This window comes from Gracilibacillus suaedae (assembly GCF_017599345.1).
Lineage (GTDB): Bacteria > Bacillota > Bacilli > Bacillales > Amphibacillaceae > Gracilibacillus > Gracilibacillus suaedae.
The window spans coordinates 1-13,498 of the sequence record NZ_JAGFVL010000041.1; the positions used below are offsets into that span (position 1 = coordinate 1).

Below are 13,498 nucleotides of genomic sequence, written 5' to 3' on the forward strand. Positions count from 1 at the left end.
TTACTCGTTATATGTGTCAGGTAAATCATTCTCCAATAAAATAATCGCATCTTGCCGGTTTAATGCTTGTATTTGTGATATCGCATGATTTAAGTCTTTTGCGATAAACAATTGCTCTTCCGGGTAACCTTTTTCACGAAGACCATCCTGAATAGGTTTTGTCTGTTTTTCACCTACTAAAATCACATAGTCACACGCATCACTCGCATATTCACCAAATGCTTTATTATATGAATATTCCTTATCACCTAATTCTACCATACCTGGTGTCACCAATACTTTAAATCCTTCCATTGAGGAGAGTACTTCTAAAGCCATTCGGGAACCGGTCGGATTTGAATTAAAACTGTCATCAATTACTGTTAAATTACCGAAGCCTTTCTTTATTTCCATTCTGTGTTTCACTGCCTGAATCTTCTTCACACCCATTTGCAGTTTGGCGAGAGGTACTCCCATTTCCCACGCCACACTAATCGCAGCCAAAATATTATATACATTATGCTTACCTAATATCTTTGTTTCAAAATCTGCATCTAATGTTCCTGCTTTATTCGTCACTCTAAAAGTCGTTCCTTTTTTGTGAAAACGAATAGCAGAAGCTAAGTAGTCTGCTTCTTGATCATCGATTCCAAAATAAACTTTACGGCACTGATTTTTCGGGGTATAAGACATAATGTTTGGATCATCACGATTGAGGAAAGCAATGCCGTCAGCAGGCAATGTTTCAACAATCTCATATTTGGTTTTTTTAATGTTGTCTAATGATTTAAACGTTTCTAAGTGCTGTTCCCCAATTGCTGTTAGAATCGCATATTTATGCCCTACTAACTCACAGATTTCTTGAATATTGCCAGGCTCTTTCGCCCCCATTTCAGCAATAAATACATCATGATATGGCTTTAAAGAGTTCCGAATAGTGATCGTTACACCGATTTTCGTGTTAAAACTGTTCGGTGTTTTTAACGTGTTAAAGTGTGATGACAATATCGTATCTAAAATAAACTTTGTACTTGTTTTACCGAAGCTCCCTGTAATACCAATTGTTTCGGTATTTTTCGCACTGTTGATAATACGTTTTGCATCTTGGTAATAATATGCTTTAATTCTATTTTCAATCGGTTTATTCATGAGATTCGCCAATAACACTACTCCGTATGTGAGAATAGAACCTAGTACAATCACTAACCCAGCATAGCTTAACGGGTAATCATTCCAAATAAAATGTAAGCTAGTTGCTAGGAAGAAAAGATAGATAATTGCAATAGTCGTAATCAGACGTTTGACACGTGCGGTCACAGCTAATTTTTTCTTTTCTTGTTTATTTCTAGGCACAAATAGACCTAGCAATACGATCACGAATATGAGCCAATTCCACGCCAAAAATAATAATAGTAGTGCGAAAAGAAGTGCTAACCACTCATGAACCGGTACAACTTTTGACCAATGCTCTGTCATCCAGCGCCATAATCGATTGTTAAAATAACTGTTTAATTGCAGCATGTGGATTGATTGTTTCACTCGGAAGAATACATATACCATCCATAATACACTGACAATTGAAAATATAATCTGCATCACCTTACTACTCCTTTATCCTCTTCTAAAAAAGTATCTACAATCACCGCAACACGACGTTTTTGTTCTAAAAACACGTAATGACCTGCATGCTCAATTAAAGCTAATCCTGCATTCGGAATTAACTTTTCCATAATTTTCGCATCCTGTACAGGCGTTGCCGTATCATTTGCACCCCAAATTAATAATGTTGGTGCATTAATGTTGGGCATATGGTGCTGCAGATCCTCGTTAACTACTTTACTTAATGTTTGCTGCATCACTCTAGATGCATTTTGATAATCCGAAGATCCAGCTTTCCCACGGTACTTAGCAATAACATCCTCTTTATAGCGATTTAAAATTGGTAAGCTTAACACTTTTTTCAGTGTTTTATACGTGTACACTTTTACATAATAATCTGCTTTACGCTTCGGTTTTACACCAGCACTGCCTATTAATATCATTTTATGTACATTATCCTGGTGCCGGTCTGCATATTTTATGGATACCCTTCCGCCAAAAGAATGACCGATTAATATCGGATTGTTTATATCTAACTTTGCTAAAAACTGCTCAAAGAAATCTGTGTATCTGCCTACACCCCATGCTTCAGGTGGTTCATCACTTTGACCAAAGCCAGGAAAGTCCAAAGACGTAACCTGAAAATGAGCACTTAAACTATTTTGTAAATCCTCAAACAAATCGAGGCTCGTTCCCCAACCATGCAGCATAACGACAGGGCGACCCTCACCAGTTTGTTTATAATGTATTTTTAATTGGTCAATTTCTGTAAACACGAATGAACGCTCCCTTATTAATCTCAACTTATAATTTTCGAACATTACTTCTACTATATGACGCAAAAATGCTATTTAGAAAGAAAAATTTCACATCCTTTATCATACCATAAAACAAGACAGAGGGACAGATTTAATGTACTGATATCAGCCCATTAACCTGTCCCTCTTATCTACAATAAATTTGCTTTGATTAATCTATTCCTTATCATAATTCCAAGCCAGCTTGCAAGAATGGCTTTGATGACTCCAACGATTAGGAATGGATATACGCCTGAAGCCATTGCCGCACTCCAGCTTAATTCTGCCACGAATTTAAGCTGAGTCATGCCAAATACCAGTGTAATAAACATTCCTACAATATTTGCGATCACTGCCATTCTTAAATTAAAGGACGTTTTTTCTAAAAAGAGTCCCGTTATGTACGCAGTGGCAATAAAGCCAAAAATGTAACCTCCTGTTGGCCCGACTAAAACTTGCGGTCCTCCAGATAAACCGGAGAATACTGGAAGACCGATCAGACCGATTAACAAGTAGCCAAACATCGAAAGCGCACCAAGCTTGCTGCCGATAATAGTTGCTGTTAAACCTACAGCTAATGTCTGGCCACTGAATGGTACGATCCATAATTGTACCTGTAATTGTGCTAAAATAGCAGTAATCGCCGTGAAAATACTTGCTAAAATAAGTGCTCGTAGTTTACTAGATTGCATTTCCTTCTCCCTTTCGTTAACCATAACATTTTAAAAGTTAACACAAAACATCTCGAGAGACAACTATATTTTTCAAAGAATATTTTCGTAAGACCCTCCCATCTTAACCTTTCCTGCGTTCTCTTAGGCCAACGACTATTCCTTGAAATTTTTAGTTCTATTTAATAAATAAAAGATCATAAACTAGGAACAAGGGGTGAAAACGAATGACTATTCATGTTGTCCAAAGTGGCGAATCCTTATGGCAAATCGCAAATCAATATCAATTTCCGGTTTCTGCTATTGTTGAAGTGAATGGTTTGTCTAATCCAGATACCATCATTCCTGGCCTTGCCCTTTACATTCCTGATAGAGTTAACAGTCAATTTAGACCTTATATAGTCAGAAGAGGAGATACGCTTTGGCAGTTGGCTAATCGTTTTAACACCACAATAGAAGCGATATTACATGCAAACCCCCTAGTTGGCCCAGAGCAATTAAACATTGGCCAAAGACTCTTGATTCCAACACCGTTGAAGCCTCAAATAGAAACGTTAGGATTTATTGTTCCATACTCACCACAAACTATTTTACCTATTCTTCGAAATTTATCTGATATGCTTACGTATTTAGCAGTGGTATCTTATTCGTTTACTACAGAAGGCAATGCCTATATGTTATTAGACGATACAGAGATAGTTAGAGAAAGCAACCGGCTAGGTGTCACCCCGCTTTTAATGATTCGTAACTTTTCATCGGAAGATTTTGATGCAGAGTTAGCTGAGAACGTGTTGGCTAATCCCGTTTATCGGAGAAATTTAATCGATAGTTTATTACAGTTTATTCATGAAAAAGAATATGGCGGAGTTTCGTTGGATATAGAATTTATTCCTCCTGCACAAAGAGATAATTTTAATACATTTTTGAATGAATTGAAAACTGCTCTCGGTACACTTGTTCTACATGTTAACGTACATGCAAAAACAGAAGACTTGCCAACAAATCCAATCGTAGGAGCTTATGACTATCAGGCAATTGGAGAGATTGCAGACGTGGTAGCTGTTATGACCATTGATTACGGTTATCCAGGCGGTCCACCTGATCCGGTAGCACCGTTGTGGTGGATGTATCAAGTTGTTCGGTATGCAACAAGCTTAATGGATTCTCGTAAGGTACAAATTGCTTTCCCTTTGTATGGATATGATTGGAGAGTAACCGACAATACGACAGCTGCTTTATCAGTAATTGGTGCCCAAAACCAAGCAATCTCTTCCAGAACAGTGATTGCATTTGATCAGGTAGCTGCCTCGCCATGGTATCAATATTGGGAGGAAATGGAGGAGCATATCGTTTGGTTTGAAGATATCAGGAGTTATCAGGAAAAATATAATTTAGTCGATCAATATCAATTGTTAGGTGTAACATACTGGCAATTGAATTTGCCAGCACCACAGAATTGGAATTATTTAAGTAATCAGTTTATTATTACATAAACGACTAAGTCTGGAGGGGCTTTCCGCTTCCTTTGATATCTGGTTCTGTTCCTTGGATAATTCGCGTTCTTCATTGGATATCTGCGTTTAGCCAGGGAAGAATGATGCTTTTTCCAAGGCAAAAACACGACATCCATTTGATGTTCGTGTTTTGAAGTAAATCGAGTACTTCTGTTAGTCTTTTTGTATTAGTTCTAGAGTTAATTTCTCCAGAAACAAATTTCTTTTATTCCGTCTGTTCTTCGTCATTGTCTCCATCCATATAGCTATCTGACACTTGTTCGTGTGTTTCGGCTAATCCTTTGCTCATTTGGTCATTTCGTTTATAATCTTCTACCTCATAATTTCGTTCTGCGATTTTGGAATTCTTTTTTGGATCCATACTATCACCTCACCTATAGCATGAACCCTCTTGTCAATTATATACTCTTTTTGTTGAATTGAATTAATTTATGTTCGTACTGATATTGTTTTTTCAGTTGTTCGGTTTCCTTATAAAACTCTACTAATGCTAAATAAGCTTCTTGTTTGATCTCTTGATCATTCACTTTCTCAATCGTTACAGCACCAAGTTCATAATATTTTTCAGCTTGTTTGATCTCCCCTATTTGATAATAGCTATAACCTAGTCTAATTGCGGTTAATCCTTTCTCAGTGCGGCAATTAGAGCCTAGCTTCTCATAAATCGAAAGTGCTTCATGATAACGTACAATTGCATTATCTACGTCACCTTGCATTAAAAAGTTATAAGCGATTGCTTGTAAGGTATTGGCATACGCTAATGTTTGCATTTTATCTTGTGCTTCTAGACCTTGTAAAAAGGCAGTATACATATCGAATGCTTGATCATATATTTCTTGTTTGGAATAAATTTTTCCTAATGCATATAAAAACTGCATGCGAATCTTTGGATATTTATCTGATAATGGTAAACCCGCTTCTAAAAAATACTTTGCTTTTTGATCTTCGCCCATTTTTAACGCAATAGTACCTAGTTTAGAAAACAGGAACACGACAAGAAAATGTTCTCTCTCATACTTTTGATTGATAATCTCCAAGGCCCGCTCATAATATTTTACTGCACGTGGAAATGCTTTAAGATTTTCTTCAATCTCCGCAAGCAACATAAATCCTCTTACAAATAACGGATGCTCTGTATTCACCAGTTTCACCGCTTGATCAATCACCCGTCGAGCTTTTTTTAAATCAATGTGAAAGTATATCTCTCCTGTTTTCATCAATAGCGTTGCTTTGCCCTGATCTGAAAGCAAGGTGTCTTCTCTAACGATGATGTTATCAAACAATTGAATCGCTAGTTCCGGTTGTTCCAAAGCGACATAGATATCAGCTAACTGATCGGTAACCTTCATTACCATTGGATCAACTGGTACTAACTCTTCCAACAATAGTTTTCGAGCTTGTTCCATTTGGGTATGTGCCTGATGTAATTCTTCTTCTTGATAAAACTGCCAACCGATCCGTTGATAAATAAGTGCTATCTCTATATTACTTGCTTGTTTCTTTTCAAGATATTGCAATACCTTTGCTAATGTCATTCTTGCTTGACCGAATTGCTTAAACTGTTCATCCAATTTGGCAAAAGCAAGATGTGCCTGCAACCAGATCTGCTCTGCCTCCTCATCACGATAGCGGTGCTTCATAGCTTGTTGAAAATGATGAGAAGCTAAGGAATATTTCTTCTCTGCCTGATAAAATAAAGCTACTGTGTAATGAAGAAATAGAAGTTCCGCATTAGACAATTCCTCTATTTTTTTCAACTGTTGTTCGATTTCCATCACTTCTCGTTGTACGAGATGGTGCTGACCTTGTTGCATTTTTTTGATTATGGCTTTTGCTTTTTGCTTCCATTCCATTTTTTATCACACCTTTTTAAGCTTTTCGAACTTGTTTCTTGTAAATCACATAACTTCTTGATAGGTAGCGCAATGGGAAACTAAAAACATGCACCATTCTGGTAAACGGCCAAATCGATGCAAAAGCATAGTTAGCAAGCAGGTGAATTTTAAACCAAACAGGGACTTCCGCCATTAAATGCGGATCTATACGAAATATAAATAACCCTCTAAACCATGGTGCAATCGTTGTTCGATAGTCAAACCCATGTGAATCAACATTCAAAAACGTTGCTGATAAACCTGAGACGACAACAATTAACAAAAAGAATAAGACAGCCCAATCTCCTTTGGATGTTGTTTTTTTAATTCGTTTCACACTTAACCGACGATAGCAAAGCAAAAAAAGGCCGATTAATGCTGCAATACCCGCTGGAATACCAAATAGAAGCGCGATAATGTGGTATTGATGCTCGGTAACCCCAAATGACTCATAAATGGTTACAGGGACTAATATTCCGAGGAAATGCCCTCCTAAGACAAATAGCATTCCCCAGTGAAACAAAGTGGAGCCGATTTGCAAATGTTTTTTCTCTAAAAATTCACTTGATTTGGAAGACCAGCCAAACTGGTCTTTCTGGTATCGATAAATATGACCGCCAATGAATATTGTTAACACGATATAAGGAAGGATCCCCCACAGAATCCAATCGATGGAAGCACTCATTGTTCTGCTCCTTTCTACATTTAACCTAGTTGATTATTAATTAATTGTTCACGCATCGATTGCATAATTCGCACATCTTCTAATGACAATGATCTTTCTTTTACAGTAAGAGCTTCTTCCTGCACTTCCAGACCATCTATTTTCACTAATTCGATCATAGCCTTTAATAAAAATTGATAGTCACTTTCGAATGTGACTAACTTGTTTTTCGTTTCAACAATCGCTGCAATATGCTTTGCTAATAACTCAAGCCGTACTTCTTGACTTACCTTCGCACAAAATTCAAGCATTAAAGGCAAATAGTCAGGAAGTTCTTTTTCTGTTACTTCAAATCCTGCTGATTCATAAAATTTCTTCAGCTTTAACAGTTCTAATCCTCTTTCTTTTTGTTCCCCAAGCTTTAAATAAGTCATATATAAATTTGAAGTTTTGCCGAAATCGAATACTTCGATATAATGTTCCACCCATTGATCCTGATGCCAACCAGCAATAGTTGTGAGGAAAGCGGAGAGTGGCTTTTTAACCGAAGGCTCCCCAATATCTGCCACAAATGCTTGTGCGTCTGCAACCGCCAATCTATGCTCTTCTGTTGGATAACGAAGTAAAAAGCTGATTACCTGGTAGGTTGATGATATCACTTCATGTTTCATACTATTTCCCTCCTTAGGACAAGACGCCGCAACTACCTGGACCACCGGCAAAGTCAAGGCCACATGCACCTTGATCCTCATATAAATCCCGAACATCTTCACGGTGGCTTTTTGGAATGACAAAACGATCGTCATATTTGGCAATCGATAATAAACGGAACATTTTTCTTGTTTCTTCTTTCGTTAAACCTAATTCCTTCATAATCTCTTCATCAAAGGTTTTCCCTGTTGTTTCTGCTCGCATAAAGCTTCTCATCATCGCCATTTTTTTCAAAACAGTACGAATATGCTCGATGTTACCTGCAGTTAAAAGATTCGCAAGATACTCAATTGGAATACGCATATCGTCAATGGCAGGGAAGATATCGTCAACATCTGCGACACTGCCTTTTCCTTCAATCACATTCATCACAGGACTAAGTGGTGGAATGTACCATACCATTGGCATTGTGCGGTATTCGGGATGTAAAGGTAATGCGATTTTCCAATCAATGATCATCCGATAAATAGGTGACTCTTGTGCTGCCTCAATCCAGTCATCATGGATTCCATCTTTTTTCGCTTGTTTGATCACCTCTGGATCATTTGGATCCAAGAAAATCTTTAATTGTTCTTCATATATTTTATCTTCATCTTCTACAGAAGCTGCTTCTAATACACGATCTGCATCATATAACATGACACCGATATAGCGGATACGACCAACACATGTTTCAGAACAAATCGTCGGCTGTCCATTTTCAATCCTTGGGTAACACATCGTGCACTTTTCTGCTTTATTTGTTTTCCAGTTAAAATAAACTTTTTTATATGGACATGATGTTACACAATGACGCCATGCTCGGCATGCATTTTGATCGACTAAAACAATACCGTCTTCATCTCGTTTATACATCGCACCTGATGGACATGAAGATACACACGGTGCATTAATACAATGTTCGCAAATTCTTGGAAGGTACATCATAAACACATCTTCGAACTCAGTTTTGATTGATTCTTCCATTTGCTCGACATTTGGATCACGTAAACCTGTTATATGACCACCAGCCAAGTCATCTTCCCAATTCGGTCCCCATTCCAGATCCATAAACTCACCAGTGATAGCAGATTTCGCACGAGCTACCGGTTGATGCTTACGCTCTTCGGAATTCGTTAATTTTTCATAATCATAGTTCCATGGCTCATAGTAATCATCAATAGTTGGTTGATATGGATTGTAAAAAAGGTTCATAAGTCGTTTTGTTTTGGAACCCGATTTTAATTTTAATTCTCCCTTGCTGTCTAACTCCCAACCACCTTTATAATGGTCCTGATCTTCCCAGCGTTTCGGATAACCGATACCAGGCTTTGTTTCGACATTATTAAAGTACATATATTCTGCACCCGGACGATTTGTCCAGGTGTTTTTACACGTTACGCTGCATGTATGACAACCAATACATTTGTCTAAATTCATGACCATCCCGATTTGTGCTTTAATCTTCAAGCCAATCAACCTCCTCTAGTTTGCGAATGACCACATGTAAGTCTCGTTGATTTCCTGTCGGTCCATAGTAGTTAAATCCGTAGCTCAGCTGACCATAACCACCAATCATATGAGTCGGCTTCATATGGATTCTAGTTGGGCTGTTATGGGTACCTCCACGATTTTTTGTTAGGTTCGTACCAGGTACGTGAATATGACGATCTTGTGCATGGTGCATAAATGCCATCGTGCTTGGAATTCGGTGTGAAACAACTGCTCTGGCAACAACCACACCATTACGGTTAAAGCATTCAATCCAGTCATTATCTTCAATACCAGCCTCAAGAGCATCATCTTTATTCAACCAAATAGTGGGACCGCCACGGAATAAGGTTAACATTGGCTGTGCATCATAATACATACTGTGAATCGACCACTTATTGTGTGGAGTCAAATAATTTAATGTAATTTCTTTTCCTTCCACTGGAGGACGATCCTTCTTAAATGGAGTATGATGAAGCATTGGTTTATAAGTTGCCATCTCTTCTCCAAATTCTTTCATCATTTCGTGATCGACAAAGTAAGACTGTCTTCCGGTTATCGTACGGAACGGAATTAATTTTTCGATATTGGTAGTAAAAGGTGAGTATCTTCTGCCGCCTTTCTCCGAGCCACTAAATGCCGGAGAAGTAATCACTGTTTTAGGTTGTGCATTAATTTGCTCAAAGGTAAACAGTTCTTCCTCACGTTCTTCCGCTAAATCTTTCAGTTCTAAGTTTGTTTGTTTCTCTAATGCTTCCCATGCTTTGACGGCTACTTTACCGTTTGTAGTTGATGAAAGTCGTAAAATGGCTTCACAAGCATCTCGAGCATCGGTGATATTTGGTAAGCCTTTTGATATACCTTCATCTTCTACCTGACCAATTGCATGCTTTGCTTGTTCATATTCTTGTTCCATGGACCAGTTGATTCCTTTACCACCATAAGGATTCTTCGCAATTTTATCGCCCAGTGAAGTGAATTTCTTATACAGTTGTTTATAATCACGTGCTACAACATGAACATTGGGCATTGTTTTACCTGGAATTGGTTCACATTCGCCTTTCGACCAGTCTTTGATTTCACCTAATGGTTGTGCAATTTCTTGTGGTGTATCATGTTGTAATGGGCTTGTGACAATTTCTTTAAATGCGTCGAAATCTACTTCTTCTGCTAAATCAGATATTCCTTTTGCTAATGCTTTGAATATATCCCAATCCGATTTTGATTCCCATGGTGATGAGATTGCCGGATTGAATGGATGTACAAAAGGATGCATATCTGTACTGGATAAATCATGCTTCTCATACCAGGTTGCTGCTGGCAAAATCACATCTGAATAAAGACCGGTTCCTGCCATCCGGAAATCTAAGTCGACCAATAAATCCAACTTTCCTTCTGGTGCTTGATCACGCCATTTTATTTCTGATGGTCGCAGGCTGTCTTGATCATTATTTAATAATCCATGATCTGCGCCCAACAAATGTTTTAAGAAATATTCATGACCTTTTCCGGAACTGGATATGAGATTAGCTCGCCAGACGAAAAGGGTTCTTGGATAGTTGAGCGGATTATCTGGATCTTCGATAGAAAATTCCAGTTTTCTTTCTTTTAATTGGCTCGCCACATATTTGCCAATCTCTTCCTGCGTTTGGTTACCAGCTTTCACTGCTTCTTCGTATAGATCTATACTATTTTTGTTAAAGGTCGGGTAAGAAGGCAGCCAACCAAGTCTTGCTGCTAACACATTATAATCTGCCGGATGTTCATACCTTGCCTCGTCAACCGTTTTGGCTGTTAACTCATTGATCGATGTTTCTTCATAGCGCCATTGATCCGTTGCAAAGTAGAAAAAGGATGTTCCATTTTGTAATTTCGGTGGTGCTTGCCAATCTTTTGCGGTTGCTATCGTGTTCCATCCTTCAGCAGGGCGTAACTTCTCCTGACCGACGTAATGTGCCCAGCCACCTCCGTTTACACCTTGAGCACCAACCATAATCACCAGGTTGACAACTGCTCTGTAAATCGCATCGGAATGGAACCAGTGATTAATGCCTGCTCCAACAATGATCATCGAGCGACCATTCGTATCAATCGCATTTTGCGCAAACTCGCGAGCCACCTTGATAACGAGATTTCGATCGACACCAGTAATTTTCTCTTGCCATGCCGGGGTAAAGGCTTCGACCTCATCATAGGATAAAGCAACTTCACCACCGATGCCTCTGTCAATCCCGTAATTAGCGAGCATTAAATCATAAACCGTTGTAACATATTCGATATTTCCGTTGATAACTACTTGTTTCACCGGGATGTTACGCTTCATCGTTGATCTTGTATTTGCATCGAAATAAGCAATCTCTACTGTTTTGATTGTATCCTCGATGCCTAGAAAGCCAAGAACCGGTTCAATTTTTTCCCCATTCCGTTCATCGATTAACTTCAGATTCCATTTACCTTCCTTATCCCAACGAGTACCCATTGTCCCTTGTGGTAGAGCGAAATCCTCTGTCAGAGCATTATACATTAACGGCTTCCAATCACTATTGGTAGTTTCTAGTGCTAGATCCTTCGCATGTAGAAATCGGTCAGCTATATAAGTATCTCCTTTTTGTTTTAATTTTACGGTAAAAGGAAAATCAGTATATTGTTTGGCATAGTCTTCAAAATATGGCGTGCGATTTTTTTGATAAAACTCATTTAAAATCACGTGCCCCATTGCCATCGCGACAGCACCATCTGTACCTTGTTTTACTGACATCCAATCATCCGCAAATTTGGTCGATTCAGCATAATCTGGACTAACGGATACTACTTTTGTTCCTTTATATCTTGCTTCTGCCAAAAAGTGTGCATCTGGTGTACGGGTTAGTGGTACGTTTGATCCCCAGGTCATAATATAACCGGAATTGAACCAGTCAGAGCTTTCTGGTACATCTGTTTGATCTCCCCAAATTTGCGGGGATGCTGGTGGTAAGTCGGCATACCAATCGTAAAAACTTAGCATTGGTCCACCGAGCAGTGACATAAAACGGCTTCCTGCTGCATGACTAACCATGGACATTGCAGGAATCGGTGAGAAACCAACATTACGATCTGATCCATATGTTAACGTAGTGTATAATACAGATGCCGCTACTAATTTAGTGACTTCCTGCCAATCAGCACGGACTAAACCACCTTTACCTCGAGCACTTTTATACATTCGGGCTTTTTCGGGGTCTTCTACAATACTCTGCCATGCATCTAACGGGTTGTCATGTATTTTTAAAGCTTCACGCCATAGCATTAATAATTTTTTTCTGACATAAGGGTACTTAACGCGCAGCGGACTGTAAATATACCAAGAAAAGCTTGCTCCTCTTGGGCATCCACGCGGTTCAAAGTCTGGCATATCTGGTCCAGTAGAAGGATAATCAATCGATTGACCTTCCCAGGTTACAATTCCGTCTTTCACAAATATATTCCAACTGCACGAACCGGTACAGTTGACACCGTGTGTAGAGCGAATCACCTTGTCGTGCTGCCATCTTCTGCGATAGACATTTTCCCAATCACGATCGCCTTCCTGTAATTGACTATGATTGTTAGCATATTTTTCCTTTGGTTTTAGATAATTCATACGTTGCCATATTGGAGATTTTTTCTTTGGCATGGTTGATCCCTCCGAGTTCCCAATCTCTATTGCTTATGTTCATTAAATCACGAACACAACAATGCAAGGTGTGAACAACATCACACCAGACCGTGACGATTTTGTGACAAACACTGAGATATCAAGCTTTGGTAAATTTTTATATATTTTGATTGAAAATGTTGGAAAAGTCTAATCAGTTGAAGTAAATATGCAAAGGTGGGAGTCTTACTTTCCTATCTTTTAGTCTATAAAACCAATTCATCTAAGAAAGCGAAAAGAACCATAGCGCTTCAGAATCAACTGCAATAATAATTAGTTTCACAAGCAAAACTTCTAAATGAAACTGTAAGATTTCCCTGTAAAGTTGGATTGACAGGGAAGTTTTCCGTGTAAAAAGTTAGTTTATGATAGTTCGATGTATGCTTTACTTACCTCTTTTAAAGAGATAACTTGTTTATTATGCAGCTGTTTATTGCGAAATGGGACTTGTTTATTGCGAAACAACGCATCTTTATTGCGAAATGGCTCTTGTTTATTGCGAAACTCTGCTTCTTTGCAATATAGAACTAGTGCGACTAGTTTTTT

Annotated in this window: 10 protein-coding genes; 1 reads left to right on the plus strand and 9 read right to left on the minus strand. The window is 38.5% G+C overall.

Annotated features, from left to right (window positions below; all coding sequences use genetic code 11):
- The 3 genes from J5J03_RS12215 to J5J03_RS12225 all read right to left on the minus strand — a co-directional run bounded on the left by J5J03_RS12215 (position 1) and on the right by J5J03_RS12225 (position 3,067).
- Positions 1 to 1,575, minus strand: coding sequence for a UDP-N-acetylmuramoyl-tripeptide--D-alanyl-D-alanine ligase (locus tag J5J03_RS12215; RefSeq protein ID WP_208589879.1), 1,575 nt, complete (start codon positions 1,573 to 1,575; stop codon positions 1 to 3).
- Positions 1,575 to 2,354, minus strand: coding sequence for an alpha/beta fold hydrolase (locus tag J5J03_RS12220; RefSeq protein ID WP_208589880.1), 780 nt, complete (start codon positions 2,352 to 2,354; stop codon positions 1,575 to 1,577). Before J5J03_RS12220 ends, J5J03_RS12215 begins: the two co-directional genes overlap by 1 nt.
- A 173-nt stretch (positions 2,355 to 2,527) precedes the next feature.
- Positions 2,528 to 3,067, minus strand: coding sequence for a biotin transporter BioY (locus tag J5J03_RS12225; RefSeq protein ID WP_208589881.1), 540 nt, complete (start codon positions 3,065 to 3,067; stop codon positions 2,528 to 2,530).
- A gap of 206 nt (positions 3,068 to 3,273) precedes the next feature.
- On the opposite strand from J5J03_RS12225, the gene J5J03_RS12230 reads away from it, so the two are divergent.
- Positions 3,274 to 4,539, plus strand: coding sequence for a LysM peptidoglycan-binding domain-containing protein (locus J5J03_RS12230; RefSeq protein ID WP_208589882.1), 1,266 nt, complete (start codon positions 3,274 to 3,276; stop codon positions 4,537 to 4,539).
- Between the two features lie 226 nt (positions 4,540 to 4,765).
- Here J5J03_RS12230 and J5J03_RS12235 read toward each other — a convergent pair whose 3' ends face one another.
- The 6 genes from J5J03_RS12235 to J5J03_RS12260 are packed head-to-tail and all read right to left on the minus strand — an operon-like array spanning position 4,766 to position 12,931.
- Positions 4,766 to 4,921 (minus strand): YozQ family protein, encoded by a 156-nt coding sequence (locus tag J5J03_RS12235; protein ID WP_153835174.1) that lies wholly within the window; start codon positions 4,919 to 4,921, stop codon positions 4,766 to 4,768.
- 37 nt (positions 4,922 to 4,958) lie between these two features.
- The gene (locus tag J5J03_RS12240; protein WP_208589883.1) at positions 4,959 to 6,413 is read right to left on the minus strand and encodes a tetratricopeptide repeat protein; all 1,455 of its coding nucleotides are present in this window, start codon (positions 6,411 to 6,413) and stop codon (positions 4,959 to 4,961) included.
- A 16-nt stretch (positions 6,414 to 6,429) separates the two neighbouring features.
- Entirely contained in the window at positions 6,430 to 7,119 is a 690-nt protein-coding gene (narI, locus tag J5J03_RS12245) for a respiratory nitrate reductase subunit gamma (RefSeq protein ID WP_208589884.1), read from the minus strand.
- Between the two features lie 20 nt (positions 7,120 to 7,139).
- Positions 7,140 to 7,769: a nitrate reductase molybdenum cofactor assembly chaperone gene (gene narJ / locus J5J03_RS12250; RefSeq protein WP_208589886.1), complete on the minus strand. Its 630-nt coding sequence runs from the start codon at positions 7,767 to 7,769 to the stop codon at positions 7,140 to 7,142.
- Between the two features lie 13 nt (positions 7,770 to 7,782).
- A complete protein-coding gene (gene narH / locus J5J03_RS12255) occupies positions 7,783 to 9,258 on the minus strand; it encodes a nitrate reductase subunit beta (RefSeq protein ID WP_208589888.1) in 1,476 nt (491 codons plus the stop codon).
- Complete coding sequence (locus tag J5J03_RS12260; RefSeq protein WP_208589889.1) at positions 9,248 to 12,931, minus strand: nitrate reductase subunit alpha; 3,684 nt, start codon at positions 12,929 to 12,931, stop codon at positions 9,248 to 9,250. Before J5J03_RS12260 ends, narH begins: the two co-directional genes overlap by 11 nt.
- Between the last annotated feature and the right edge of the window lie 567 nt (positions 12,932 to 13,498).